The organism is Planococcus sp. 1R117A (assembly GCF_051417975.1).
GTDB classification, from domain to species: domain Bacteria; phylum Bacillota; class Bacilli; order Bacillales_A; family Planococcaceae; genus Planococcus; species Planococcus shenhongbingii.
Genome location: NZ_JBPRLO010000006.1, coordinates 179,076 through 204,583, shown reverse-complemented (window position 1 = coordinate 204,583; position 25,508 = coordinate 179,076). Strand labels below are relative to the sequence as shown.

22 protein-coding genes, 17 tRNA genes and 2 rRNA genes are annotated in these 25,508 nt (G+C 43.5%); 33 read left to right on the top strand and 8 right to left on the bottom strand.

Translation table 11 applies throughout. The features are described 5' to 3' along the window. The 22 genes from ACSFXN_RS17395 to ACSFXN_RS17290 form a co-directional block, all read left to right on the top strand. Positions 1–110, top strand: a 23S ribosomal RNA gene (locus ACSFXN_RS17395); the annotation flags it as partial. A gap of 120 nt (positions 111–230) precedes the next feature. Beyond that, positions 231–346, top strand: a 5S ribosomal RNA gene (rrf, locus tag ACSFXN_RS17390). 13 nt (positions 347–359) lie between these two features. Continuing rightward, positions 360–434: transfer RNA gene (locus ACSFXN_RS17385), tRNA-Asn, on the top strand. Between the two features lie 7 nt (positions 435–441). After that, positions 442–531: transfer RNA gene (locus ACSFXN_RS17380), tRNA-Ser, on the top strand. Positions 532–552: 21 nt separating this feature from the next. Then, positions 553–627: transfer RNA gene (locus ACSFXN_RS17375), tRNA-Glu, on the top strand. Positions 628–642: 15 nt separating this feature from the next. Further along, positions 643–718 (top strand) — tRNA-Val (locus tag ACSFXN_RS17370). A 107-nt stretch (positions 719–825) separates the two neighbouring features. Continuing rightward, positions 826–902, top strand: a tRNA-Met gene (locus tag ACSFXN_RS17365). A gap of 4 nt (positions 903–906) precedes the next feature. Beyond that, positions 907–982: transfer RNA gene (locus ACSFXN_RS17360), tRNA-Asp, on the top strand. 17 nt (positions 983–999) lie between these two features. Further along, positions 1,000–1,075, top strand: a tRNA-Phe gene (locus tag ACSFXN_RS17355). Positions 1,076–1,092: 17 nt separating this feature from the next. Further along, a tRNA-Thr gene (locus tag ACSFXN_RS17350) sits at positions 1,093–1,168 on the top strand. A 3-nt stretch (positions 1,169–1,171) separates the two neighbouring features. Further along, positions 1,172–1,255 (top strand) — tRNA-Tyr (locus ACSFXN_RS17345). Positions 1,256–1,262: 7 nt separating this feature from the next. Next, positions 1,263–1,336, top strand: a tRNA-Trp gene (locus ACSFXN_RS17340). A gap of 19 nt (positions 1,337–1,355) precedes the next feature. After that, a tRNA-His gene (locus ACSFXN_RS17335) sits at positions 1,356–1,431 on the top strand. 44 nt (positions 1,432–1,475) lie between these two features. Further along, positions 1,476–1,551: transfer RNA gene (locus ACSFXN_RS17330), tRNA-His, on the top strand. Between the two features lie 9 nt (positions 1,552–1,560). Beyond that, positions 1,561–1,632 (top strand) — tRNA-Gln (locus ACSFXN_RS17325). A 5-nt stretch (positions 1,633–1,637) separates the two neighbouring features. Further along, positions 1,638–1,712, top strand: a tRNA-Gly gene (locus ACSFXN_RS17320). Positions 1,713–1,720: 8 nt separating this feature from the next. Continuing rightward, positions 1,721–1,794 (top strand) — tRNA-Cys (locus tag ACSFXN_RS17315). A 9-nt stretch (positions 1,795–1,803) separates the two neighbouring features. Next, a tRNA-Leu gene (locus ACSFXN_RS17310) sits at positions 1,804–1,887 on the top strand. A 165-nt stretch (positions 1,888–2,052) separates the two neighbouring features. Then, positions 2,053–3,297 (top strand): amidohydrolase family protein, encoded by a 1,245-nt coding sequence (locus tag ACSFXN_RS17305; protein WP_437151393.1) that lies wholly within the window; start codon positions 2,053–2,055, stop codon positions 3,295–3,297. A 178-nt stretch (positions 3,298–3,475) separates the two neighbouring features. Continuing rightward, the gene (locus ACSFXN_RS17300) at positions 3,476–4,093 is read left to right on the top strand and encodes a DUF47 domain-containing protein (protein ID WP_437151391.1); all 618 of its coding nucleotides are present in this window, start codon (positions 3,476–3,478) and stop codon (positions 4,091–4,093) included. Between the two features lie 15 nt (positions 4,094–4,108). Further along, on the top strand, positions 4,109–5,107 hold the full coding sequence (locus tag ACSFXN_RS17295) for an anion permease (protein ID WP_437151389.1): 999 nt from the start codon (positions 4,109–4,111) through the stop codon (positions 5,105–5,107). Between the two features lie 114 nt (positions 5,108–5,221). After that, a tRNA-Leu gene (locus ACSFXN_RS17290) sits at positions 5,222–5,305 on the top strand. Positions 5,306–5,740: 435 nt separating this feature from the next. On the opposite strand, the gene ACSFXN_RS17285 is transcribed toward ACSFXN_RS17290, so the two are convergent. After that, positions 5,741–6,274 carry a hypothetical protein gene (locus ACSFXN_RS17285; protein WP_437151388.1) on the bottom strand — a complete coding sequence of 178 codons (534 nt, stop codon included), beginning with the start codon at positions 6,272–6,274 and terminating at the stop codon, positions 5,741–5,743. A 386-nt stretch (positions 6,275–6,660) separates the two neighbouring features. Here ACSFXN_RS17285 and ACSFXN_RS17280 point away from each other — a divergent pair, with 386 nt between their 5' ends. From ACSFXN_RS17280 to solA, 3 genes are all read left to right on the top strand, one after another. Beyond that, complete coding sequence (locus tag ACSFXN_RS17280) at positions 6,661–9,324, top strand: cation-transporting P-type ATPase (protein WP_437151386.1); 2,664 nt, start codon at positions 6,661–6,663, stop codon at positions 9,322–9,324. 132 nt (positions 9,325–9,456) lie between these two features. After that, entirely contained in the window at positions 9,457–9,837 is a 381-nt protein-coding gene (locus ACSFXN_RS17275) for a VOC family protein (protein WP_437151384.1), read from the top strand. Between the two features lie 86 nt (positions 9,838–9,923). After that, positions 9,924–11,051, top strand: a complete 1,128-nt coding sequence (solA, locus tag ACSFXN_RS17270; protein WP_437151382.1) for an N-methyl-L-tryptophan oxidase — start codon at positions 9,924–9,926, stop codon at positions 11,049–11,051. A 108-nt stretch (positions 11,052–11,159) separates the two neighbouring features. Here the strand turns inward: solA and ACSFXN_RS17265 are convergent, their stop codons facing one another. Further along, a complete protein-coding gene (locus ACSFXN_RS17265; RefSeq protein ID WP_437151381.1) occupies positions 11,160–12,119 on the bottom strand; it encodes an AAA family ATPase in 960 nt (319 codons plus the stop codon). 107 nt (positions 12,120–12,226) lie between these two features. On the opposite strand from ACSFXN_RS17265, the gene ACSFXN_RS17260 reads away from it, so the two are divergent. Then, positions 12,227–13,285 (top strand): C45 family autoproteolytic acyltransferase/hydolase, encoded by a 1,059-nt coding sequence (locus ACSFXN_RS17260; RefSeq protein WP_437151380.1) that lies wholly within the window; start codon positions 12,227–12,229, stop codon positions 13,283–13,285. A gap of 39 nt (positions 13,286–13,324) precedes the next feature. On the opposite strand, the gene ACSFXN_RS17255 is transcribed toward ACSFXN_RS17260, so the two are convergent. Beyond that, a complete protein-coding gene (locus ACSFXN_RS17255; protein WP_437151379.1) occupies positions 13,325–14,368 on the bottom strand; it encodes a C45 family autoproteolytic acyltransferase/hydolase in 1,044 nt (347 codons plus the stop codon). A 219-nt stretch (positions 14,369–14,587) separates the two neighbouring features. Between ACSFXN_RS17255 and ACSFXN_RS17250 the strand changes: the two genes are divergently transcribed. Then, entirely contained in the window at positions 14,588–15,964 is a 1,377-nt protein-coding gene (locus ACSFXN_RS17250; protein WP_437151378.1) for an Ig-like domain-containing protein, read from the top strand. A 53-nt stretch (positions 15,965–16,017) separates the two neighbouring features. Here ACSFXN_RS17250 and ACSFXN_RS17245 read toward each other — a convergent pair whose 3' ends face one another. Continuing rightward, a complete protein-coding gene (locus ACSFXN_RS17245) occupies positions 16,018–16,680 on the bottom strand; it encodes a B3/B4 domain-containing protein (RefSeq protein WP_437151377.1) in 663 nt (220 codons plus the stop codon). A 67-nt stretch (positions 16,681–16,747) separates the two neighbouring features. Here ACSFXN_RS17245 and queG point away from each other — a divergent pair, with 67 nt between their 5' ends. The 3 genes from queG (at position 16,748) to ACSFXN_RS17230 (ending at position 19,033) form a co-directional block, all read left to right on the top strand. Further along, a complete protein-coding gene (gene queG / locus ACSFXN_RS17240; protein WP_437151376.1) occupies positions 16,748–17,893 on the top strand; it encodes a tRNA epoxyqueuosine(34) reductase QueG in 1,146 nt (381 codons plus the stop codon). 9 nt (positions 17,894–17,902) lie between these two features. Then, positions 17,903–18,376, top strand: a complete 474-nt coding sequence (gene trmL / locus ACSFXN_RS17235) for a tRNA (uridine(34)/cytosine(34)/5-carboxymethylaminomethyluridine(34)-2'-O)-methyltransferase TrmL (RefSeq protein ID WP_437151375.1) — start codon at positions 17,903–17,905, stop codon at positions 18,374–18,376. A gap of 354 nt (positions 18,377–18,730) precedes the next feature. Beyond that, positions 18,731–19,033: a hypothetical protein gene (locus ACSFXN_RS17230; protein WP_437151409.1), complete on the top strand. Its 303-nt coding sequence runs from the start codon at positions 18,731–18,733 to the stop codon at positions 19,031–19,033. Positions 19,034–19,069: 36 nt separating this feature from the next. On the opposite strand, the gene ACSFXN_RS17225 is transcribed toward ACSFXN_RS17230, so the two are convergent. Next, a complete protein-coding gene (locus tag ACSFXN_RS17225; RefSeq protein WP_437151374.1) occupies positions 19,070–20,371 on the bottom strand; it encodes an NCS2 family permease in 1,302 nt (433 codons plus the stop codon). 154 nt (positions 20,372–20,525) lie between these two features. Between ACSFXN_RS17225 and ACSFXN_RS17220 the strand changes: the two genes are divergently transcribed. Together ACSFXN_RS17220 and ACSFXN_RS17215 are read left to right on the top strand one after the other, a co-directional pair. Next, on the top strand, positions 20,526–21,356 hold the full coding sequence (locus ACSFXN_RS17220; RefSeq protein ID WP_437151372.1) for an aldo/keto reductase: 831 nt from the start codon (positions 20,526–20,528) through the stop codon (positions 21,354–21,356). A gap of 120 nt (positions 21,357–21,476) precedes the next feature. Then, a complete protein-coding gene (locus tag ACSFXN_RS17215) occupies positions 21,477–21,977 on the top strand; it encodes a DinB family protein (RefSeq protein ID WP_437151371.1) in 501 nt (166 codons plus the stop codon). Positions 21,978–22,022: 45 nt separating this feature from the next. On the opposite strand, the gene ACSFXN_RS17210 is transcribed toward ACSFXN_RS17215, so the two are convergent. From ACSFXN_RS17210 to ACSFXN_RS17200, 3 genes are read right to left on the bottom strand one after another with little or no spacing between them, the layout of a single operon-like run. Continuing rightward, complete coding sequence (locus tag ACSFXN_RS17210) at positions 22,023–22,868, bottom strand: RluA family pseudouridine synthase (protein WP_437151370.1); 846 nt, start codon at positions 22,866–22,868, stop codon at positions 22,023–22,025. 54 nt (positions 22,869–22,922) lie between these two features. Continuing rightward, positions 22,923–23,393 (bottom strand): thioredoxin family protein, encoded by a 471-nt coding sequence (locus ACSFXN_RS17205; protein WP_437151368.1) that lies wholly within the window; start codon positions 23,391–23,393, stop codon positions 22,923–22,925. A gap of 1 nt (position 23,394) precedes the next feature. Next, positions 23,395–23,820 (bottom strand): disulfide formation protein C, encoded by a 426-nt coding sequence (locus ACSFXN_RS17200; protein ID WP_300991958.1) that lies wholly within the window; start codon positions 23,818–23,820, stop codon positions 23,395–23,397. A gap of 131 nt (positions 23,821–23,951) precedes the next feature. Here ACSFXN_RS17200 and ACSFXN_RS17195 point away from each other — a divergent pair, with 131 nt between their 5' ends. After that, positions 23,952–25,496, top strand: a complete 1,545-nt coding sequence (locus ACSFXN_RS17195; RefSeq protein ID WP_437151366.1) for a GNAT family N-acetyltransferase — start codon at positions 23,952–23,954, stop codon at positions 25,494–25,496. The last annotated feature ends 12 nt before the right edge of the window (positions 25,497–25,508 follow it).

The window sequence follows — 25,508 nt, the reverse complement described above, 5'->3', positions numbered from 1 at the left end:
ATTGCGCAAGCAAGTAAGATCCCTCAAAGACGATGAGGTAGATAGGTTCGGGGTGGAAGCGCGGCGACGCGTGCAGCTGACGAATACTAATCGATCGAGGACTTAACCAAACAGTTTGTTCAATGTCGCATATCCGGTTTTGAGGGCGCAAGTGAAAAGTTTTTTCAAAAAAAGCTTGATATACTTTATATTATTGGTATAATAAAACTTGTCTTTCAAAATAAAATTAGTCTGGTAATGATGGCAAAGAGGCCACACCCGTTCCCATCCCGAACACGGCAGTTAAGCTCTTTTGCGCCAATGGTAGTTGGGGGTTTCCCCCTGTGAGAGTAGGACGTTGCCAGGCTGATCAATATTATTCCGAAGTAGCTCAGTGGTAGAGCACCGCACTGTTAATGCGATGGTCGTAGGTTCGAATCCTACCTTCGGAGCCATTCTTTTGGAGAGCTGTCCGAGTGGCCGAAGGAGCATGATTGGAAATCATGTAGGCGGGCAACCGTCTCAAGGGTTCGAATCCCTTGCTCTCCGCCAGTAGATATCTTCAATAATTAAGGCCCCTTGGTCAAGCGGTTAAGACACCGCCCTTTCACGGCGGTAACACGGGTTCGAATCCCGTAGGGGTCACCAACACTTTAAATACCTGGAGGATTAGCTCAGCTGGGAGAGCATCTGCCTTACAAGCAGAGGGTCGGCGGTTCGATCCCGTCATCCTCCACCATTTCCTAAATACATAAACTTCAACAAGGCATTAAAAAGTTTCTTCTATATAATACAATGGCTATTGAAGAAAGTATAAGGAAAGAAAATCATCACCTATATTATTGTCGCGGGGTAGAGCAGTTCGGTAGCTCGTCGGGCTCATAACCCGGAGGTCGCAGGTTCAAATCCTGCCCCCGCAACCAAAATGGTCCCGTGGTGTAGCGGTTAACATGCCTGCCTGTCACGCAGGAGATCGCCGGTTCGATCCCGGTCGGGACCGCCATTTTTACAGAACAAAATGGGTCAGTAGCTCAGTTGGTAGAGCATTAGATTGAAGCTCTAAGTGTCGGCGGTTCGATTCCGTCCTGACCCACCATTTTTTTATATCTCCATGCCGGAGTAGCTCAACTGGTAGAGCAACTGACTTGTAATCAGTAGGTTGAGGGTTCAAGTCCTTTCTCCGGCACCACTAGGTGGGGTAGCGAAGTGGCTAAACGCGGCGGACTGTAAATCCGCTCCTTCGGGTTCGGCAGTTCGAATCTGCCCCCCACCACCAGTTTTATAGGGGCATAGTTTAACGGTAGAACAGAGGTCTCCAAAACCTCCGATGTGGGTTCGATTCCTACTGCCCCTGCCAATTTTTAAATTATATGATGGCGGTCGTGGCGAAGTGGTTAACGCACCGGATTGTGATTCCGGCACTCGGGGGTTCAATTCCCCTCGTCCGCCCCATGTTTTTTATTTTAATGAATGATTTAGATACTAATGATAATATGGCGGTCGTGGCGAAGTGGTTAACGCACCGGATTGTGATTCCGGCATTCGGGGGTTCAATTCCCCTCGTCCGCCCCATCCAGTTATTGGGGTATAGCCAAGCGGTAAGGCAACGGGTTTTGATCCCGTCATGCCCTGGTTCGAATCCAGGTACCCCAGCTTTTGCGGAAGTAGTTCAGTGGTAGAACGCCACCTTGCCAAGGTGGAGGTCGCGGGTTCGACCCCCGTCTTCCGCTCCAATAGTTCTGGCGGCATAGCCAAGTGGTAAGGCATGGGTCTGCAACACCCTTATCACCGGTTCGAGTCCGGTTGCCGCCTCCATAATAATTTGCCGGCGTGGCGGAATTGGCAGACGCGCGGGACTCAAAATCCCGTTCCTTCACGGGAGTGTCGGTTCGACCCCGACCGCCGGTATCTTCGAAAAGGACCTGCCTGTCCTTTATAAACCACCAGTTTTGATTAACTTCAAAACTGGTGGTTTTTTTGTGGTTTCTTCCTTTAGCATAGAACTTTGCATCTTTTATTATAAATGATATTGTTATTAATATTCAGATAACTTATCGAAGTGGAGGAAATGCTATGGCTTATAAATTGATTAAAAATGGGCATTTAATTGATGGAACAGGGAATCCGATATTTCATGAAGCAGCAATACTTTTAAACGGCAACCGCATAGAAGCTGTAGGGAAGCTTTCAGAAATGAAAATTCCTGAAGAAGGTGTAGAGGAGCTTGATGCACAAGGCGGTTATATTCTTCCAGGATTGATTGATGCACATGTGCATATCGCCATGCAGATAAAAGATATACGCGAAACTTTAAATACACCGTTCGCCTTAAAATTTTATGAAGCAATCGGCTATATGAAAAGCACTCTGAATGCCGGAGTGACTACTGTCCGTGATGCAGGGTTTGCGGATTTCGGCATTAAACAAGCAGTAGAAAAAAGGTTGGTTGCGGGTCCGCGGATGCAGCTGAGCATTACTCCTTTAACAATTACAGGTGGGCATGGAGACTCATGGATGAGATCGGGGCTGGACATTACCGCTAAAAGCTATCCGGGAATGCCAGAAGGGATTTGTGACGGCCCTGAACAAGTGAGGCAAAGGGTTAGGGAAATGCTCAGAGCGGGTGCTGAAGTAATTAAAGTTCATGCGACAGGAGGGGTGATGAGCCCGACAGATCATCCGGAATTCACTCAGTATTCCCAAGAAGAGTTGTCGATTATTGTAGAAGAAGCGACATTCCGGCGTGGCATAAAAGTAATGGCACATGCGCAAGGAGCAGAAGGTATAAAAAATGCCGTGCGTGCAGGCATCCATTCAATTGAACATGGCATCTTTTTGGATGATGAAGCGATACAGCTGATGCTGGAAAAAGGGACTTATCTGGTGCCGACTTTACTGGCCCCGGTATCAGTTGTAGAAGCGAGTAAAATGAATGAAAGCATGCCGGATTATGCAGTAAAAAAAGCGGCTGAAATAGTGGAGGTCCATAAAGAAAGCATAGCAAAAGCTCATCAAGCTGGAGTCAAAATCGCAATGGGGACTGATGCTGGGGTAATGGCCCATGGCACAAACTTGCGTGAACTGGGCTTAATGTGTGAGATTGGCATGTCTCCAATGGAGGCCATTGTAGCAACCACTAAAGTAGCTGCAGAGTGTTTGGGATGGGATGAACAAATTGGAACTGTCGAGGCCGGAAAATTGGCGGATATAATTATCGCAAAAAATAATCCTCTAGAAGATATTCGCTCTCTTGAAAATACAGACAATATAGTAGCCGTGATCAAAGATGGATTTATAGAAAAGAATTTGATTTTCTAAACACCTTAATTAGGCAGAAATATAGACGGAGTCGAAAAAAGCGAGTAATGCAGTTTTTGAATAATTTTGTAATGTTACAGCAATGTAAATTTATATTAATATAGTATGAATTTAATGTAAATTAGTATATTATATAAAAGCTCAGAGTTTACTTTATGAATATAGCGGAGGTAAGAAAATGGCTTTCAAAAAGAAAGACAAGTTTGCAGTTTTGTTAAGTAATATCGCGTTGAATTTAAAAGAAAGTGCTGCCTATTTTGCAGACTTTAAGTTGAGAGAAGCCAGCGATTTGAAAATTTTCTCTAACACAATGAAAGATTATGAGACCAAAGGGGACAATTATGTCCATACAATCATTCAAGATCTAAACCAAGCTTTCATCACGCCGATTGAACGGGAAGATATCTTGGCGCTTGCTATGAATATGGATGATGTTTTGGACGGCTTGGATCACACAGCTTCTATGTTTGAGATGTATTCCATTGTTAATGCCGATGAATTTATGCTGGAATTCGTTGAAGCGATTCGTTTAAGCACAATCGAAATCGAAACTGCAGTAGATTTGATGTCTTCTAAGAAATTGCCTGCAATGAGAGAGCATGCGATAAAAATCAAAGACTACGAATCAAAATGTGACGTCATCAGACGCCATGCCATCAAGCATTTGTTTCAGACGGAAAAAGATCCAATCCGCATTATGCAATACAAAGAAATTTATGAAGAATTAGAAGAAATTGCAGACCATTGCCAAAAGGTAGCAAATACATTCGAATCAATCATAATGAAAAACGCTTAAGGAGCAAGATGACTCATGGATATGGTTCTGCTTTTAACGGTATTAATTGTCGTTTTTGCTGTAGTCTTTGACTTCATAAACGGATTTCATGATACGGCCAACTCAATCGCTACTGCGGTGTCAACGAAAGCATTGAAACCGCGCCATGCCATTTTATTGGCTGCTGTAATGAACTTTGTAGGAGCTATGGCATTTACTGGCGTTGCTAAAACAATCACTAAAGATATTGTGGATCCGTTCACTTTAACTAACGGATCAGTTGTGATTCTTGCAGCTTTGCTGGCTGCAATTGTCTGGAACTTGGTTACATGGTATTACGGGATTCCAAGTAGTTCATCCCATGCCTTAATCGGCTCTATTGCTGGTGCAGCGATTGCCGCAGCAGGCTTTGCAGCTTTGAATTATGGAGGATTTTTAAAGATTCTTCAAGCATTGATCTTTTCGCCAATTCTGGCCTTTGTTGCCGGTTATATTGTCTACAGCATCTTTAAAGTGGTGTTTAGAAATCACAATCTTACCAAAACAAATCGAAATTTCCGCTTTGTTCAAATTGCGACTGCGGCTTTGCAGTCTTTCTCCCATGGGACAAACGATGCCCAGAAAGCAATGGGGATCATAACGATGGCATTGATTGTAAATAACTATCAATCTTCGGACGACATTCAGTTCTGGGTACAGTTTGTGTGTGCGCTTGCGATGGCTCTAGGGACTTCAGTAGGCGGTTGGAGAATTATTAAAACAGTAGGCGGCAAGATTATGAAAATTCGTCCTGTTAACGGAGTAGCGGCTGACATTACGGGTGCTGCGGTGATCTTCGGAGCGACATTCATCCATTTGCCAGTCAGTACTACACACGTCATTTCTTCATCCATTATGGGTGTAGGTGCTGCTCACCGGCTTAAAGGTGTTAAATGGGGGACAGCACAAACAATGTTGATCACATGGATCATCACCATGCCAATTTCTGCACTGCTGGCTGCAGGTTTTTACTTTATTCTTAATATTTTCCTATAAGGTAATAAAAAAAGAACTTTGAAATTCAAAGTTCTTTTTTTATTAATACTATCGCGAAAAACTATTGGCGTTTCAACTAATATATGTTATATTTATTAATGTCCTTTTTGACATGCCGGCGTGGCGGAATTGGCAGACGCGCGGGACTCAAAATCCCGTTCCTTCACCGGAGTGTCGGTTCGACCCCGACCGCCGGTATCATTATCATCGCCATGCCAAGCGATGACTTAAGAAAGCCAATGTTCTGAGACCTTCAGAGCATTGGCTTTTTTTGAGTTTCATAAAGACATCAGCTATTATTTCCTTGGTTAAAAGCAGTTAGTGCGGGGGAGCAGCGGCCTTGCCCGTGATGATCGGACTCGCCTATGGCAATCTGCAATAAGGGTTAATTGCAGAATTGGAGGCTTTACCTATCTATACGTGTTTAACATCCCCTATGCGCAGCAGGCAAAGAAAATCTTTTCGGTAGTTCCGTTCTTGTCCCTGGTTACTTATTTAGGGACAATCAGTGCCTCTTGTCCTTTGGCAGTTGCTATCCTCATGAGATTTAATTAAAAACAGTTATTCAAATACAAAAGCCAGTGCAGAAGAATCACTTCTGCACTGGCTTTTTTGTTATTCATTTTTGCCCAGTCATTTAGCGAATTTACAGCTTACCAGCTTGTTCTCCGGTGTAAACATTCCGTCCGGATTCTTTTTAAAGAGCCATGCATGCAAGTCATAATGCTTACCTTTAGAACCATCGTGGTTTTTCATTGGTCCCTGGAATTTCTGGTTGAATAATTTTGGCGTTTTATCAGTTTTTTCATCCGGCACATACCATTCAGCTGCGACTAACTTATAGCTTCCATCTTTCAGTGGCTCATAAACCAAAATTTCAGGTTTTCTAATGTCAAGTTTCGCATCATCTGCCCGGCTCGGTTTAACCAAGTGAATCCCCATTTTCGGCACGCAAGCTCCAGGTACTAATCCGGTGAATCCTTCATCGAGTGCGACTTCAATGTCCCGATACTTCTTAAGTGCCTTTTTGCTGATGGCTAACTCCTTCCGAACACTGTACTTGTAATCGTCGTCATCGTCATCGTGGTGGTGTGGATGAGCACTGACTGTAGACATGGCAGACAGGCTGAGAAAAGTGACCATGAGGGCAACGAGAAGCCTTTTCATTGTACTTCCTCCTTGATGGATATTTGATATATGTATTAAATATTTAATGTTATTTTCACCTACATTATATACCTGATGCTGTAAAATGCAATACAACTGTATAAAATAATCCGAATATTTAATTGATATATAATACTTCTAATTGGTCTTTGTTTATCTAATTTCTTTTGCTGAAAGAGAATGCAGGATGCCAATAAAAGAAAGAAGCAAAGGCCGAAACATGAAGAATAAGAATTTGTTCTGTTACTTCCCCCCTTTTGAGAGGAATGCAGGCGGAATAAGTTGAAGTATTAACCATAGGAAAAGAAGAGCCAAAAGGGGATGTGAAAAGTTAAGTATCAACCGGTTGGATTAGTTGAAATAAATAGGCTGAGAGGGGCGGCTCCATGCCAACAACAAAGTGGCATCAACTCACTGTACAGGAAGTTATGGAAGTGCTGCAGACAGATGTAAACAAAGGTTTGACAGAAGAAGAAGCAGCAAATAGAAGCAGACAATGGGGATTGAATGTGCTGCCGGAACCCGAAAAGGAATCAGCCATTTTGCGTTTTATCAAACATTTTAAAGATGTACTGATTTACGTATTGATGGGAGCCGCGATCATTACCATTCTATTGGGGCATTATATTGATACATTAGTCATTTTGCTGGTAATTGTGATCAACGCGGCAATCGGGTTTATCCAGGAAAGCAAAGCGGAAAAAGCATTGGAAGGCATACGGGAAATGCTGTCCTTAAAAGCGACGGTGGTCCGGAACGGGACGAGAGCGGCTATCCGTTCTGCGGATCTGGTGTCAGGAGATATCGTTGTCTTAAGTGCTGGAGATAAAATTCCTGCAGATATTCGTATTTTCGAAGCAGTCAATCTGAATGTAGAAGAATCGTCTTTAACGGGTGAATCGGAAGCGATAGAGAAAAGCAGGGCGGCTTTGCCAAAAGAGGCAGTTCTGGCCGATCGGCAGAACATGGTATATGCAGGCACCTCTATTTCTTCAGGATCCGGCCTTGGAATAGTAGTTGAAATTGGCAATAATACGGAATTGGGAAAAATCAACGCTTCTATTTCTGCCGTGGACCAGTTGCAAACTCCATTGCTCAAACAGATTTCAGAATTTGGAAAAGTCATTTCTGCTATTATCTTGATAAGTGCGGTTGTGATGTTTCTTATTGGCTATGTCTTCCATGATTATGGAACGGCAGAGCTGCTATTGTCTATTATCGGTTTAACAGTAGCGGCGATTCCTGAAGGGCTTCCTGCTGTCTTGTCCATCATCCTGGCAATTGGTGTGCAAAGGATGGCAGGAGAAAATGCCATCGTCCGCAGTTTGCCTTCTGTTGAAACATTAGGTGCAGTGTCTGTTATTTGTTCAGATAAAACCGGGACGCTAACTAAAAATGAAATGACCGTCACATCAATTTTGCTGAAAGATGAAGACTTCGAAGTAACAGGCACAGGCTATTCTCCAGAAGGCTCCATTTTAGTGAATCAGCAAGAAGCCAGGCTTTCAGAGTCTCCAGAACTCAAGCGATTCCTGGATTGTGTTAAAACAGTCAACGAAGCAGACTTGAGACGCGACGGACAAGGTCAGTGGGTCATCAGTGGAGATGCTACAGAGGGATGTTTTGTCACATTGGCAGAAAAAGCGGATGAAAAGGTCGATAAATTGAAAAGCCTATCGAAGATTCCTTTTGATTCGTCGTATAAATATATGGCGTCGCTTGTGGAAATCGAAGGGGAAAAATTCATTTTCGTGAAAGGGGCTCCCGAACCAATCTTTGACATGGCAGAATTGGAAACAAAGTCTGATCAATTGATGATGTGGCAAAAGAAAATACAGGAACATGCGAAAAAAGGAGAACGGCTAATAGCAGCAGCTGTAAAATCGGTTGATTTTTCGGCCAGGAGCATAGACCATAGCGACATGGAAAGCGGCTTTGAAATAATCGGCCTGGCGGGAATTATCGATCCGCCCCGTGAAGAAGTGATCGACTCTATCCAGCAATGCAAAAAAGCGGGGATCCAAGTCAAAATGATTACAGGCGACCATAAGGAAACAGCGTTGGCAATCGGCTCTACAATGGGCATTGGAAGCAATGGTCTGGTACTGGAAGGCAAAGATTTGGAGCGCATGGACGATGAGGAATTGGCGGAGGCTGCTTTAAAATATGATATTTTTGCCCGCACAAGCCCGGACAACAAATTCCAATTGGTAAGGGCGCTTCAAGCTGAGGGACATATTTGTGCGATGACTGGAGATGGAGTAAATGATGCCCCCGCTTTGAAACGGGCGGATATTGGTGTGGCGATGGGCATTAAAGGGACGGAAGTATCAAAAGAGGCAGCAGAGATGGTTTTGGTGGATGATAATTTTAATACGATTGTCAAAGCGGTTAAAGAAGGCAGGCGTGTTTACGACAACTTGAAGAAAACGATTCTGTTTATCTTGCCGACTAATGTGGCGGAAGGTTTTTTGATTTTTGTCAGCATCTTGTTCGGAACAGTGATGCCATTGACTCCCGTGCAGATTCTATGGGTCAATATGATTTCAGCTGTCACGATTTCCATGGCAATCGCTTTTGAAAAGCTGGAGGCCGGTGCAATGGAAAGGCCGCCCAGAAAGCCGGACACGAAGCTGCTGAGCCCTTATTACCTTTTTCGCATCGCTTTTGTTTCTGTCGTAATCTGCGGCGGGATATTGTTTATGCTGTCTGAAGTGAGGGAGGAAAACTATGGCGCAGCCATCCTTCATACAATGGCGCTGCAAGCGCTGGTGATATCTCAATTGCTTTATTTATTCAATTGCAGAAGTGAAAAGGGCTTTGCGTTAAACCGGAATTTCTTTTCGAATAAAGCCGCCTTTTTGGTATCCGGCATTTTAATCGCTGTCCAGCTGGCGGTCACATACGTTCCCTTCATGAATGTATTATTGGGTACCGCACCACTTGCACTGGAATATTGGACTTGGCCTCTGCTTATCGGTGTCAGTGTGTTTGTAACTGTAGAACTGGAAAAATGGGTGGTCCGCAAATTTTTTAAGCCATCCTCATAAGAGCTGAAAAATCTGAACCACATAAGTTGAAAGAGTTTTCTCCAATTATTTTATCAGCTTTAAGAGGAAAGCAAGCAGTAGAGGTTGAAGCAATAATACCTGATGAAGAACACTTAAAAGAGGATGTGGAAGATGAAAATCAATCGGCTCGATCATTTGGTTTTAACAGTAGCAAGCATTGAAGACACTTGTGAGTTTTATCATCGGGTTTTGGGGATGGAAATCAATGCATTCGGAGACAATAGAAAGGCCTTGAAGTTTGGAAACCAGAAAATCAATCTTCATGAAGCAGGCATAGAATTTGAGCCGAAAGCTAAAACCCCTATGCCCGGAAGTGCCGATCTTTGTTTTATAACGGATACCCCTGTCCCTGAAGTTATTTTGCATTTGAAAAATTGCCAAGTCGAAATCGAAGAAGGGCCAGTTAAAAGGACGGGAGCAACAGCTTCAATCACATCCGTCTACATAAGAGATCCTGATGAAAATCTTATCGAAATTTCTAATTATCATTAAGGAGCCGAAGGGATTTTTGTCAAAAGAAAATCTCTTTTTTTGCATGTATAGTATTATAGAAGAAATAAATTGCAGGAGGTCATTAGATGGAGTATGACGTAATTATAGTAGGAGCTGGCTCAATGGGCATGGCAGCCGGATATTACTTGGCGAAAAAAGGGAAGCGGATCCTCTTGCTGGACTCTTATGACCCGCCGCATACAGAAGGTTCGCATCATGGAGACACCCGCATCATTCGGCATGCCTACGGGGAAGGAGAAAGCTATGTGGCGATGGCTTTAAGAGCACAGGCATTATGGAATGAGCTTCAAGAACTGTCAGATGAAAAACTATTTGTAAATACGGGAGTCATAAATATTGCTCAACCAGATTCCCTGTTCATTCAAAATGTCATTAAGAGTGGAGAAAAATATTCGCTGAACGTTGAGCAATTATCCGCGGAGGAAATCAATCAAAGATGGGAAGGCTTTCAGGTGCCAGAAGGCTATATTGGCTGCTATGAATTGGATTCCGGTGTCTTGATGAGTGAAAACTGCATCAGAGCATTCAAAAAAGAGGCAATAAAACATGGTGCTGTCTTAAAAGCTCATACCGCTGTCACTTCAATTTCCATTTTTGATGAACATGTGCAGGTGGCGACAACAGATGAAAGTTTTACAGCAGATTCGCTAATTCTCACACCAGGTGCTGCAGCCAGAAAGCTGCTGCCTTTGGTCGGTTTAGAATTGCCGCTGCAGGAGTTGAGAAATACATTTTCATGGTTTGAAACAGACGAAAGCATTTATCCTGCTAATCGTTTTCCAGCTTTCACTTTTGAACTGCCTACAGAAATGTATTATGGTTTTCCGAGCATCAACGGAGCAGGTGTTAAAATCGGGCGGCATGATGGAGGGCGTCCGCGGGATATGCGCAAACCGCCAGAGGAGTTTGGAACGCATCCACAAGATCAACAAGATGTCAGCCGTTTTGCTAATCGATATATGCCAAAGGTCGGGCAACATGTTTCGGGCCAGCCATGCACTTATACGAACACACCGGATGAGGATTTTATTATTGATAAGCACCCTGATTATGAACATGTCATTCTTGCCTGCGGTTTCTCCGGCCATGGATTTAAATTCAGCAGTGCAGTTGGAGAAATTCTAAGTGAATTGGCAACAGGAAATCGTCAATCTGCACTGGATATTAGCCCGTTCACTATTAACAGGTTTTAAACATATGGAACTAATGGAATTTAAGCCGTTTTTTAGAAACGGATTCATTCACTTTGAAAAAAAGGATTTAAGTCAATAGAGTATAAACCGGTACATGGTGTTCCGGTTTTACTCTATTCTATCTGTCATCTTTTCAAGTAGAAACTGCAGCCGTGCATAATTCTCTTCACCAATTCTCCGTCTTATCTTTCCGCGTTTCATCGTCAACGCCAATCTATGTTCATCAATCAGCAGGAGCACGTCGAAGATAAACGGCTCTGCGTATTGAAGGGAAGAAAGGATTGGATAGGCAAGGTACATTGAAACATGTTCGTGACCATAAAAATTATCTTTTTCAAGAGGCAAATGTTTGCGCACATAAGGTTTACCGATGTCATGGAGCAGTGCCGCCCACAATAAAAGTTCCCGTTCTTTAGGATCCAGGACTTCAAGGTGGATTTGTTTAAACAGTGTATACATGCAGTTAATAATTTTGCTCATTTCTTCTTGGTTGCTAAGAGCTTTGGTTTCTTTGAACGCTGCATACAATGACAGGATTTCTTCAAAAGAAGCGGCTTCTTTCTGGATGAGATGCCGGATTGGCTGGATATTTTGTGATGCCAAGGAGGTCTTGAAATCGGATAAGATGCTGACTTTATTGAACTTCTCATCTTTTCTTGGAAATTCGAAAGAACGGATATAGCGTTCGAGAATCGCTTCAGGCACCCGCTCCCTATCAGTTCGCTTCTGGTTTCGTTGTTTCAGGATTTCGTAAGACGTCCAGAACATGACCGCTTCTGTTTGGGCTCCGAGCTTTTGGATCCGGTTCAGGAAATTTCTCCTTTTTGAAGAAGCCAAGTTGGTGGCATCGTAAATAACATCATGGCCAGCTTTAAGGGAAAAAACAGTCTGCTGATACATTTCTTCAAAAACTTCGCGATGATGGATGGGCTGCCCAATTTCAAATTTTCCATGGGCGATTTGATCTGATGACAAATGCACCCATCCAGGTTCAGTTTTAACCATTCTTCTTGCATAAGTCGACTTTCCGCTGCCCGGAAGGCCAATCAGCATTTTTAAGCGAGGCATGTGCCCACTCCTCTCAAACCATTTTTCTGTCATCACGCTGTACTTAATTGTTATAATAACTGAATATCATAAATACTCTACGATAGTGCATAAAGAGGAGGGCATTCATGAAACAGATACATAGCGATATCCTGCAATTTAGAGGAACTCATTACGATTTTGGGTGGAAGCAGGGGCAGCTTTTAAAAGATTCGATCACGCTTGAAAACCGAAGAAAACAGTGGAAAGTGAAACGGCCGAGGTTTCAAATCGATATAGAAGAAACGAAAAACGCTTTCGAACGTTTTGCTCCAGGGATTTGGCAAGAGTTGAAGGGTTTGCGTGACAGCCTGGAATTGCCGATGGAAGAGATCGTGCGTGATTTTGGAGGCTATCGGATTGATGCGATGCCTTCAGGCTGTTCGATCGTTACAGGGGACGGCTTCATGGTGCGCAACTATGATTTCCATCCGCAAACTTACGAAGGACGTTTTAGCTTGTTTCAGCCGACCGACGGCGGTTATGCCATTATTGGACCGACATCGCGGATTACAGGACGCATGGATGGCATGAATGAAAAAGGCCTCGCAATGGGCTATAATTTTACCCATCGCAAAAAGCCGGGCGATGGTTTTGTCTGTTATATGATTGGCCGCATCATTTTGGAAACATGTGCGACGGTGCAGGAAGCAGTCGAGTTAGTGAAAGAAATTCCTCATCGCGGCTCCTTCAGTTATGTTGTCACGGATATCAGCGGCGAGACGTCGGTCATTGAAGCCAGCCCAAGAGCGGTTGAAGTAAGGAAAACAAATGTCTGCACCAACCATTTTGAAATTCAGACCCATGAAAACCGCAATTACTTAAAAGATTCTTATCAGCGGCTTGAAGCAATCGAGGCACAGCCTGAAGAGACGACAGATGCCTATAAAACTTACCGTCTCTTTAATGATCCGAATAAAGGCGTATTTTCATCCGATTATAAAAGCTGGGCCGGCACAATCCATACATCTGTTTATTTGCCTAAGAATAAGCAAATGTGGTTTTCAATCGGAGGCAATCAAGAACCATTTGTTTTTGACTTTGGTGAATGGCTTCAAGGAGAAAATCTGGCGGCTGATAAAATTTATGGAGAGATTGATACGGACATTGGTTTTGCCCATATGGAAAAGAACTACGCTTATAAGTGAAAAAGGAGTTGTCCCAAAAGTAATTTGGGACAACTCCTTTTACATTTCAGCCATATGGACAAATGGCAGATGTGTATCGATTTTTCCATTTACTTTTTTGGCATACAGCCGCTCACCTTGAAGCCAGCGTTCAAAATCAAACATCAGCGGGAGCCGGTCGGGACCAATCGCAAATCCGACTTCCAGGCTATGCGGGAAATAAGATGCGGTATGCAAAGTGCCGGAAGCAGTAGAGTATTTTTTGGAAAAGACGCCTTGATCGGAATCATTGAGCAAGCGAAAAGCGCTGTAGGCATCCGCCATATTCTGATATGCGAGCATGGTCTCTTCACGTCGGCGGGAATCATCTGTCTGATAGCGGTTTTCTTCTGTCAGCAATTCGAAATGATTGGTGGAAACCGCTGATTCACGGACCAGCACAGAGCGTGGTGAAGCTTCCACAACAACTGATTTTCCTCTGCGGTCAAGGAGTACATAGCTGAATGAACGGCGATGGGGAATTTCTTTCAGCAAAGCAATCGCTTCATCAATTGAAGCACAATTCTCTAAAATCAGCCGGCCAATCATATTGCAGATAAAGCCGTCTTCTGAGTTTCTGCGGTTGATGAAGTTATAGCCCATCGCCAAGCCTTTTTCGTTTAGCCCATCAGTCCGCCCGGTGATTTGCATCGTCGGGCCGATTGTAGCATAGCCGCCATCTGTCGGTTGATATAGGGCAAAACGGCCTTCATAGCCTTGCGGCGCACTGTCGTAATTGCGGACCATAAAATCGGAACCGGTGAAAATGGAACAGCCGCTTCGCACATATTCCAAATAATAACCGCCGAATTCCCGGATTGCATCATGCATATTCCATTTGAGGCTATCGGCCAATCCATTGATTTCTTCCCAAACTTTGGGTGCGAAAGCCAATAGCAACTGCTTGGTTTGCTGTTCATTTATCAATAAACTTTTGCTTGTTGAATTTCTTTGTTTGCGGCGGTTCGGCAAAAGAATCGAATCTTTCAGACCTTCGCCTTGCATATATCCGAAATCATAATGGCTTCCCCGGAATTGGATAATATCACTATGCACTCGTTTCACTTGAAGACCCTCTTTATTTAAGAATTAATCCGAGTGTACTCTACAATCCTTAGGATTTAAAGAATTTTGCTTTATCCATATATTTCTCCCTTCTAATAGAAAAAACTATTCTTCCACTATAGAAAGTTAGTGACAGGAATAAAAAATAAATAGCATTCAATATGATTATAAGGTACTATCTTTTTGTAGGTAATTATATTTATTTAGGGGGAACTATTAATGGTCAATAAAGTGCTTTTGTCAATAGTGTCGGCGGGTCTTTTAGCTATTTTTTCGGGGGCTTCAGCTGAAGCAAACACCACTGCAACATATAAAAACTTGATGGAACAACAAAGTGAAAAAAAAGCGTTTAATAATGAAGCCGCTTTATATCCGAAAGTTTTATTAGATGAGAAGTTTAAAAGCATTACTAACTTAAACAACTTTCGCTTCCAAGCAAGTAATATAGCAGCAAGTACAGATTATTTAGTTGAACAAGAGCCCAATGACGACTTTGGCTATGCTGACCTTCTGTCATACAATAAGCCGACTTTAGGACAATTACTGCCTTACGATGATTTCGATTTTTATAAAATCGTAGTTCCAAGAGATGGCATGATAGGTGTAGGCGGTTCGAGCAATACATATGCCATTAATTTACTTTATGCCGTTGTTGAAAAAGATTGGGCGGAAAGCAGTAAACTTCAATATTTAGGATACGAAGACGATGGAGAACTGGAAATCCAGTATTATCAAGCAAAAGCGGGAACATATTATGTTGTGGCAACGGATGATGATTTTTCTGAAGGATGGAACGACAATACAGAAAGTGATATCTATGCAATTACTACAGCTTTTGCGGATAATGTAGCGCCTGGAAAACCGACTGTAAACAAAGTGGATAATAACGATGTAGCAGTGACAGGAAAAGCCGAAGCGGGTGCTACAGTTACTATCAAAAGCGGGACTACTGTCATCGGTTCTGCTAAGGCATCAAGCACAGGTGCTTTTTCTGCAAAAATTGCAGTGCAAAAGTTAGGGACAAAATTAACGGCAACCGCGAAAGACAGTTCAGGGAATGTCAGCGTAAGCACCAATGTGACAGTAGTCGATGGAGTGGCCCCGACTAAACCAATTGTAAATAAAGTGGATAATAATGATGTAGCGGTAACAGGTAAAGCCGAGGCGAATTCGACAGTCACCGTTAAAAGAGGAAGTACTGTATTGAGTTCAGTTAAAGCAACTTCAACTGGAACATTTTCAGCTAAAATAGCTGTTCAAAAAGCTGGAGCTGTTTTGACGATTGCAGCAAAAGATAGCGCAGGAAATACAAGTGCAAGTGCTTTGATAACTGTAGTGGACGTTATTGCCCCAACTAAACCGGTCATTTATAAAGTAGATAGCAATGATTTAAAAGTAACCGGAAAAGCAGAAGCCAATTCAACTGTTACAGTAAAAGTGGGGACAACAACTCTGGGGTATGCCAAAGCTTCATCAACCGGTTATTATTCTGTGCCGATTAAAGCCCAAAAAAGAGGTGTGATCATCACTGTAACCGCGAAAGACAAAGCAGGAAATACTAGTGCGAAAGCTAGCCTTACTGTCGTTAATCCATAAATAAACCAAAATACCACTGCCTTTTTGAAGGTAGTGGTATTTTTTATGACAAATTAAACCACTTGAATCTCGGCTTCTCCGCCATTGATCCCTATAAACATATTAGAAGCAGCGGTCAATAACTGCAGCGCCACATCCTTCTCCATCGATGGCCGCAAATAAAAGATATGTAATGCGTTTCGAGTAGCTTCCGTCACTGCCGTCCGCTTGGAGTCGACATATGGGCTGCCAAAAGCACCTTGTTTGTCTTTCGAAACAAGAATATTCGTTAAGGTATTCACTCGGTTATTCAACCCTTCAAATTGATCACTGGAGGTGCCAAGCGCAATTTCGACATTGCCTTCAATATTGTCGGCATCATATAAGCCCAGCGGAATTTCGTATTGCAGCGACAAGAAACTGTTCATATCAACAGCAGAATGGATCGGTTTCAAGTAATTTTGTTTTTTGATGCGGCGGTACAGCGCTTCTGCAGAAGGACGGTAACGGCTTGGATCAGCGCCTAAAGCTTTCCAGATCAACTGCCATTCCAGAAGGCCTGGAAAATCGGTCAGCTCTTTTTCTTCGAGATCGAAATACAATTGTTCCTGGAAAAGCTGGAGCCGGCCTTTTAACATTTGAGGTGAATCGGAAACGGTGATATTGTTATAATGAATGAATCCTATTTTAAAGTCAGGTAAGATTTCAATAATTTTAGGATTGATTGACAGTTCCATTGCAATCTTCCTTTCAGATGATGTATTAGGGATATCGTATCATATATTAAGAATGAGAGGTTACAACATGAATCTTGATCAATTTCAAAAAGAGCTTGTTGCGTATGCCTCGGAAATCGGAATTGATAAAATCGGTTTTGCATCGGCGGAACCTTTTTATAATTTAAGACACCGGCTGATTCGCCAGCAGCAGTTGAACTACCAGTCGGGATTCGAAGAACCGGATATTGAAAAGCGGATACGGCCCGCTCTTTTGCTGGATGAGGCCGTTAGTATTATTGCGATTGCGATTGCCTATCCATCTAAGATGAAGGATGCACCTCAAGGCGTAAAAGGAGCCCGGCGAGGCATTTTTTCACGGTCGTCATGGGGGAAAGACTATCATGCGGCATTGCGTGAGCGTCTGACGCTGCTGGAGGCTTTTATCGCCGCTCATTACCCGGAAGCCCGCATGCGTTCCATGGTGGACACCGGTGAGCTGTCAGACCGTGCGGTAGCGGAACGTGCGGGAATCGGCTGGAGTGCCAAAAATACGTCCATTATTACGCCGGAATTCGGTTCTTATGTTTATTTGGGTGAAATGATCACCAATATTCCATTCCGTTTTGATGAACCGATAGAAGATCAATGCGGCGACTGCCGATTGTGCATTGATGTTTGTCCGACAGGGGCCATTGTTGAAGGCGGCCAGCTGAATGCCCAGCGTTGCATTTCTTTTTTAACGCAGACAAAAGGCTTTTTGCCGGATGAGTTCCGCAGCGTTATTGGCAACCGTTTGTATGGCTGTGATACATGCCAGACGGTCTGTCCAAAAAACAAGCGCAAAGCCAATCAGATCCATCAAGAATTCGAACCGGATCCTGAAATTGCGAAACCTCTGTTGGAACCGCTGTTGACCATTTCAAACCGGGAATTCAAAGCGAAGTTCGGCTATGTCTCCGGTTCCTGGAGAGGCAAAAAGCCGATTCAGCGCAATGCCATTCTGGCGCTGGCCCATTTTAAAGAAGAAAGTGCTGTACCAGCGTTGATCGGACTTCTAACAGGAGATGACCGGCCAGTAATCCGCGGGACAGCAGCTTGGGCACTTGGCAAGATTGGTACGGCCGAAGGGCTGGACGCGCTAAAGCAAGCGCAGCACGCAGAGAAAGATGAAGAAGCATTAGCAGAAATTCAAAAAGGGTTGGCTTTTTTCGCCGAAGAAATGAAAGGATAAGTGAAAGATTTGGCTATACACATTGTTTTATATCAACCGCTGATTCCAGCAAATACAGGAAATATTGCACGTTCATGTGCAGGAACAGGGGTAAAGCTCCATTTGGTCCGTCCGCTTGGTTTTTCAACAGATGACAAAATGTTGAAACGGGCAGGATTGGATTACTGGGAGCATGTTGATCTCATGTATCATGATTCTTTGCAAGAACTATTCGATCACTATCCCGGCGGAGAATTTTATTATATTACGAAGTTCGGGAAGAAAACGTATTCGACATTCGATTTCTCGGATCGTGAAAAGGATCATTTTTTTGTGTTCGGCCAGGAAACTAAAGGGCTGCCGAAAGAATTGATTGAACAGAACCTGGACCATTGCCTGCGCATTCCAATGAACGAGCATATCCGTTCACTGAATTTATCCAATACCGCAGCGATTCTAATGTACGAGGCATTGCGCCAGCAGGACTTTCCAGCATTAACTTAAAAAGAAGCATGAAAAAAGGACAGCCGCTGGGCTGTCCTTTTGCTTTTGCATTATTTCTTTTCGAAAGTACCTGGTTTGTCATCGTAGCCAGCAGTAAGGATAGCTGACAAGAACGCTACACAAATACCCAGAATAAGGATTAAGTTCAAACGTAACGACCTCCTTGAAATTTGCATCTGTGTTTAGTATAGCGTAATGGCGGGAAAAATGAAATATAACTGCTAATTGAAATGTGGAGAATTTCTGTCCAATGGTCCGTAATTTTCTAAGGTTTTTATTAAAAAAATGAAACTAAAGCGGATTTTAGCCGTATATAGGACAGATAGTATTAAAAAAGAGGTGAAAAGAATGAAAATGAAAATTTCAATCGCTTTATTATGGATTACCGGTTTAGCGGAAGCGGCATTGGCTATTCCGTTTATCGGCGGAAGTCTTGTCATTTCGACAGGCTATGCAGCGCTTGGTGTAATGTTTGTTCTTCACGCAATCACCTTGTTCTTCTGTTTCCGTGAATACTCACCGAAAAGCGGTTCGATTCTCGGAATTATCACTAGCTTACTGGCATGGATTCCGCTGATCGGCTGGGCAATGCACTTGCTGACCGCACTTGTGTTAATCATTACTGCTGCTGTTTCCGGATCCAGAGCTAGAATATAATAAATAAAAACCGCCTTGATGGCGGTTTTTTTCTATTTAATGAGGTGCAATTATGATTTGAATTGTGAATAACACGGCAAATACATATAAAATTGGATGAACGGTTTTTCCTTTTCCTTTGAAGATTTTCATCAGCGGATATGAGATGAAACCAAGGGCGATACCAGTGGCGATACTTGAAGTAAGCGGCATTGCAAGGACAATCAAGAAAGCCGGGAAGGCTTCATCGAATTCTTCCCATTCAATATGTTTTACCGCGCCGATCATCAAACTGCCGACAATGATCAAAGCAGGAGCGGTAATCGCTGCAACACCTGACAATGCAGAGACCAGCGGACCGAAAAAGGCGGCAAGGATAAACAATACGGCGACAGTCAAAGAAGTCAATCCTGTCCGGCCGCCAGCGGCAACACCTGCAGAGGATTCTACATAAGCGGTTGTCGGACTGGTTCCGACCATTGCGCCAGCTGTCGCTGCAACAGAATCGGCCAGTAAAGCTTGGCGCATACGTGGCATATCATTGTTTTTCATCAGCCCTGCTTGTTTAGCAACGCCAATCATTGTGCCGGTCGTATCAAAAAGAGTGACCAATAAGAAAGAGAAGACGACTCCGTATAAACCGAATTCGATGACCATCTGGAAGGCTTCAACCGGATTCCAGACGATAATGCCTTCCGGAAGTGAAGGAAGCTGAACCAGCGCACCTTCGAATTTCAATTGCCCCGTAAAGAAAGCAATGATTCCCGTCACAATCATACCGAAGAATATTCCACCATGAATGTTCAGCGACATAAAAATCAAAGTGATCAATAATCCCAACAAAGTCAGTGCAACGGGTGCAGATGTTAAATCACCCAAACCTACTAAATTTGCTTCATTGGCTACAATCAATCCACTGAGCCGCATGCCGATAAAAGCGATGAACAGCCCAATGCCAGCGGTGATGGCATGCTTCAAGTTTTCAGGAATTGCCTGAATCAATATTTTTCGCAAACGAGTCATTGATAACACAACAAATATAAGACCGGCAACGAACACAGCAGAGAAAGCAGTGAGGTAATCAATTGCCCCATCAGAGGCAAGCACCAATGAAGTGAAATATGCATTCAAGCCCATTCCTGGAGCGATAGCAATTGGGTAATTAGCGAATAATGCCATCCATAATGTGCCGATTGCGGCAGCAATAATGGTCGCCATGAAAACCTGGTCGAAAGGAACGCCTGCAGAACTTAAAATAACTGGATTGACGATTACGATATAAGCCATCGTCAAAAAAGTCGTCATGCCGGCTAGAACTTCAGTTTTAACAGTAGTGCCGTTTTCTTTTAAATGAAACATATAATAAACTCCTTTCAAAACACGAACGTTTTAAACAACATTTTATATATTATTCGCTTTTAGAAAAGAAAGCAAGAGGTTTAATTAAAAATGATCCCGATAGTCGAAATATATTGAGGACACTTGTACAATAGGAAATGAAAGGATGATGAAGATGGATTTAACAATTAAATCGACTAAAACATTACATAATGGTGTAGAAATGCCGCGCTTTGGCCTTGGTGTTTACAAGATGACCGACAAAGAAGCGGCAGTGGAAGCCATGCTGGCGGCAATAGAAGCTGGTTACCCGGCAATTGATACTGCAGCGATTTATCAAAACGAAGAAGAAGTCGGGGAAGCTGTCCGTGCATCCCGCGTTAAACGTGCAGACTTGTTTATCACTTCTAAAGTCTGGAACACCGATCAAGGTTATGACAATACGCTGCGTGCTTTTGAAGCATCGCTTAAGCGGCTTGGTTTTGATTATCTCGATTTGTATTTGACCCATTGGGCAATTCCAGAGACATATGAAGAGACTTACCGTGCTATCCAGCGTTTGTATGATGAAAAGCTGGTGCGGTCAATTGGAGTATCCAATCACCAGCAGCATCACTTGGAAAAGATATTGGCCAAAGCAAATACGAAACCGATGGTCAACCAAATTGAATTGCATCCGCAGCTCACACAGGAACCGCTACGCCAATTCTGTGCAGACAATGACATCGCTGTGACTTCCTGGTCACCGCTGGCACGCGGGCGCCTACTGGAAGACCCAGTGCTTGCGAAAATCGCTGAAGCCCATGGCAAGACGATTGCCCAAGTCGTGATCCGCTGGCATCTGCAAAGTGATTTGATCGTCATTCCGAAGACAGTTACTCCGTCACGCATCCTGGAAAATGCGGATGTCTATGACTTTATGTTATCCGAGGAAGAGATGAAGATGATTGATGGTTTGAACCAGGACTGGCGTACAGGTACGCACCCTGATCAAATCAGTGTATAAATAGTTAAAAGCCGCCAGCATTTTTGGCGGCTTTTTTTATATTGAAAGATAAAAGAAGGGAAGAAACTGTGTTATTATAAGTCTGAATATTTCGCATATTATACTAGGAAGGGGTCTTTTATGAGCAAAAAAGAATTTATCCTGGATCAGCTTGCGGTATGCCGCAATACGGACAGTTGGTTCAAACCATTAAGTAAGGCACTAGAAGGAATAACAGCGGAGCAGGCTGGCTGGAAGCCAAACGGAAATTCTCATACCATCGCTCAAATCGCGAGCCATCTGCTTTTTTATAACGAGCGGTGGATTCGGCGGTTCGATGGAGAGATGATTGATGATTATCCAGAAACCAATGCTTCTACATTCGAAAACTTAAATGAGCCTTTAGAAGTGAACTGGAGGAAGCTAGCAGAGAATATTGATCAAAGCTTGGAAAAGTGGCAACAAGCAATCAAGCAGACAAGTGAGGAAAAACTTCATAGCAATATCCCGGGATTTCCCGAAGAAGCGGTTTGGTGGGAAGCGCTATCCAATCTTTGTACCCATAATGCTTATCATATCGGACAAATCATTTACATCCGCAAAATGCAGGAATCGTGGGAAATTGCAGAAGACTGGTATTAAAGAAATAAAAATGCACCGGGAATTTTCCCGGTGCATTTTATCTTGTCAGCGTGCTGTATCTTCAACGACGATTTTTTCATTGGTGAACGGATGGATGAACGACATGCGGAACGCATGGAGGTGATATGAACCGTCTTGTGTTGACGGTCCTTCATACAGCTCATCACCAATGATTGGATGTCCGATATGGGACAAATGGGCACGGATCTGGTGCGTGCGCCCGGTTTCCAAAGTCAGATGGAGCAAAGATTTGCCTTCCATCTGCTTTAAGAGTTTATAATGCGTCACCGCACTTTGGCCGGTAGGGGAAACGCGCCGGCGCGTCGGATGGTGTCGGTCACGGCCCAGCGGAAAGTCGATTGTGCCCGATTTATTATGGACTTTGCCTTTCACGACTGCCTCATAGTCCCGGACCAGCTGTTTTTGTTCCAGCATGCGGTCGAGTACGTTTTTAGCGACCGGATGCTTGGCTACCATCAGCAAGCCGGATGTTCCTTGATCGAGCCGGTGCACGTGCTCGCCGTAAGTTCCGCCGCCTCGAATGATATGGCCGAGGATGGCATTGATGAATGTATCGGTCTGCCCGATTTCGTTCGGATGCGTCGCCATGCCTTTTGGTTTTCTGGCAATGATAAAATGGTCATCTTCAAATAAAATCGGTAGTTCTATATCGTGATTCGGTTCATAAGGGGAATCCGCCGGCGGCAAGTCAAAATGCAGCATAGTTCCTTTTGGCAGCGGTTCTTTCCAAATGACTTCCTGGAATTTATCATTCTTAACGCTTTTCGCCATCCGCATTTCGTGGACGACTTTTTTACCGAGGCCCCAATCTTTTCTTAATAACTCTTCAACGGTCATGCCATCGTCTTGCACTTCATAACTCCATGTCATCTTTATTCCTCCATATAAAAGGGCCATGCGCACAGCACATGACCCTTATGCCTATTATTTTAAAACTACTTGGTTAAAGAATTCTTCAATGTTTTCTTTCGGCTGAGATCCAACCCAGCGAGCCACTTCTTTGCCGTCCTCAAAATGTATGAGTGTCGGCGTTGCTTCGATGAAATATTGCTGCCAGCCTTGCTCATACTCTAACAGATTGTACTGCTTGACGTCTACGCCCATATCTTCAGCAACTGGCATTAACACCGGCGTAGTAGCCTGGCAATGTGGGCAAGTCGGGCTGAAGAAGTAAACCGTAGTCGGCTCACCGCTTGCAATCTGCTCATCCAAGGCATCGGGCAGAATGATGTTCTGGTAATTCTCATCATCCAACTGATCAATTGTCGCTTGGTTTAAATCTTCTTTATCATATGGATTGTCGGCCAGTTTTTGATTGTTCGATTGGTTAGTCAAAAAGATGATTAACCCGAAAATCAGAACTACAACCGCACCGATGATTAACATTTTCTTCATTTTACTTTTCCTCCTTCAAAGACTTCCATAAGTAAAGGCTCATCCCGGCAATCAATATGAAAGCGATCAGCGCTAAAAATGGAATGGTGATGAATCCGAAATAATTGATGTACTGGCCTGTGCAGGGCACACGTCCGCATGCCGGAGCTGAGTCGGACAGAAAGTCCAGTTTTTGGATTCCGTAATGGTAGAGTGAGATGCATCCGCCAATCACTGAAAATATAAGTGTGGTAAGTGCAATTCTAACATTTTTCTGAACATAGGCGACGCCGATAATAATTACGAGCGGGTACATGAATATCCGCTGAATCCAGCACAACTCGCATGGCTCATATCCCCGGATCTCAGAAAAATACAGTGAACCCATTGTAGCAACAAGTGCCACTCCCCACATTGAAAGCAAAATATTCTCTTGGCGCTTCGACATTGGCTGGTACCTCATTTCAAAATTTACTTCCTTAAAAGTATAATTGTTATATGCAAACAAGTAAATTAATATTAACTTGCGCATTTATCCTATATAATAAAGTTTGAAACTTTTGTGAAGGAGTGTCTGCAGTGCCAGAACAATTCGATTTATCCGATTTCGAAAAAAGTATGGTCATTCGGGAAATGACTTATTCTGATATTAATGCCATCCTGGAAATGCAGCGTCTGTGTTTTCCTGGGATGGACCCATGGAAAGAAGAACAATTACGAAGCCATTTAGGCATTTTTCCTCAAGGTCAGCTTGTCGCAGAATTGGATGGCAAAGTCATTGGTTCCTGTTCAAGCTTATTGATCAACTTTGATGAATACGACGATCGCCATACATGGGACGATGTGACTGACGGTGGTTATATTACGAATCATAACCCGGATGGTTACAATATGTATGGAATTGAAGTAATGGTGCATCCGGATTTTCGCCGGATGCAAGTAGGGCAGCGGCTCTATGAAGCAAGAAAAGAACTGGCTCGTGAATTGAATTTAAAATCCATCATTCTTGGAGGGCGCATTCCGAATTACCATAAGCATGCGGATGAAATGTCACCCCGGGAATATGTGGATGCAGTATCACGCCATAAAATCTATGATCCAGTTTTAACATTCCAATTGATGAACGGTTTCCAATTGATGCGCATCAATCCGAATTATCTGCAGGATGATTTGGCATCCGGGAAGTACGCGACATTAATGGAATGGAACAACGTCGATTATAAACCGATTTCCAAGCGGCATTTTAAAACAAGCTTACCGGTGCGGATTTGTGTGGTCCAGTACTTGATGCGTGCCATTGAATCATTTGACGACCTTGCCAATCAAGTAGAATACTTCGTGGATGTAGCATCAGATGCACATTCCGATTTCGTAGTATTCCCGGAGATTTTTACAACGCAATTGATGTCATTCTTGAATGAGCCATCACCTAGTCAGGCAGTCCGCAAATTGACGGAATACACGCCGCAGTATATTGAATTGTTTACGGACCTTGCGGTGCGCTACAACGTCAACATCATCGGCGGATCGCATTTCGTGAAAGAAGAAAACGATGAAATTTACAATATCGCTTATTTATTCCGCCGGGATGGTTCCATTGATAAACAATACAAAATCCACATCACACCGAATGAGCGGAAATGGTGGGGAATTTCTGCTGGAGACTCCGTGCGTGTATTTGATACGGATTGCGGTAAAATCGCTATTCAGATTTGCTACGATATCGAGTTCCCGGAACTTGCGCGTATTGCGACAGATATGGGTGCGAATATCATCTTTTCGCCTTTCTGTACAGAAGACCGCCAAGGCTATTTGCGCGTTCGTTATTGTGCACAAGCCCGCGCTGTGGAAAATCAGATTTATACTGTTATTTCCGGAACGGTCGGCAACTTGCCGCAAACAGAAAATATGGATATCCAGTATGCCCAGTCCGGCATCTTTGCGCCGTCTGATTTTGAATTTGCCCGTGACGGCATTGTTGGAGAAACCAATGCAAATCTTGAAATGGTGCTGATCGGGGATGTCGATCTTGAAATCCTTCGCCGCCAGCGCCAAAACGGTACCGTCAAGCAGCTGAAAGACCGCCGCCATGACGTTTACAGCATAAATTATAAAAAAGATTGATCGCCAAGCCGC